Source organism: Myroides albus (genome assembly GCF_009711045.1).
GTDB lineage: Bacteria > Bacteroidota > Bacteroidia > Flavobacteriales > Flavobacteriaceae > Flavobacterium > Flavobacterium album_A.
This window is the reverse complement of sequence record NZ_WMJX01000135.1, coordinates 1-501: the sequence shown is the minus strand read 5'-3', so window position 1 is coordinate 501 and position 501 is coordinate 1. Positions and strand designations below refer to the sequence as shown.

Genomic DNA, 501 nt, shown 5'->3' with positions numbered 1-501 from the left:
TTTGTTAAAGCAGACTAAAGTCTGCCTGGGTGGAGCTACTTACTCAAGTATAAAGTTACCTCCGTTATCATTTGGTTTACGATGGTGTTCAAGATATTGATTTAGCATTTCATCAGTAATATTTCCTGTACTCCAACAACCAAAGCCTATTGCCCAAAAGTGACGTCCCCAGTATCTGTGCTTCAACTCAGGAAATTCTATTTGGAGTTTCCTTGAGGTACGACCCTTGAAGAGTTTGACAATATTACTTATGTTTTGAGATGGTCGATATTCTATATGAAGATGAACATGATCCTTTGATACTACACCTTTTAAAATTTGAATATCTTCTGCTTCACAAATCTGAATGATCAGACTACGACAACGTATCTGAATATCTCCTTCCAATACTGGATAACGATATTTAGTCACCCATACTATATGGGCGGTTAAACGTGATACACTATGTCCTCCGGTTCGTTGATATTCCATATATCAAAGGTAAACATTTTTAGAAGCTGA

General features: G+C 36.7%; 1 protein-coding gene. It reads right to left on the bottom strand.

Features of this window, described 5'->3' with window-relative positions; genetic code table 11:
* Nucleotides 1–39: 39 nt before the first annotated feature.
* Complete coding sequence (tnpA, locus tag GJV76_RS15650) at nucleotides 40–471, bottom strand: IS200/IS605 family transposase (RefSeq protein ID WP_155093506.1); 432 nt, start codon at nucleotides 469–471, stop codon at nucleotides 40–42.
* Nucleotides 472–501 lie beyond the last annotated feature (30 nt).

Excerpts from the sequence above, each read along its gene's own strand:
- tnpA (WP_155093506.1), bottom strand. The coding sequence starts at position 471 with ATGGAATATCAACGAACCGGAGGACATAGTGTATCACGTTTAACCGCC.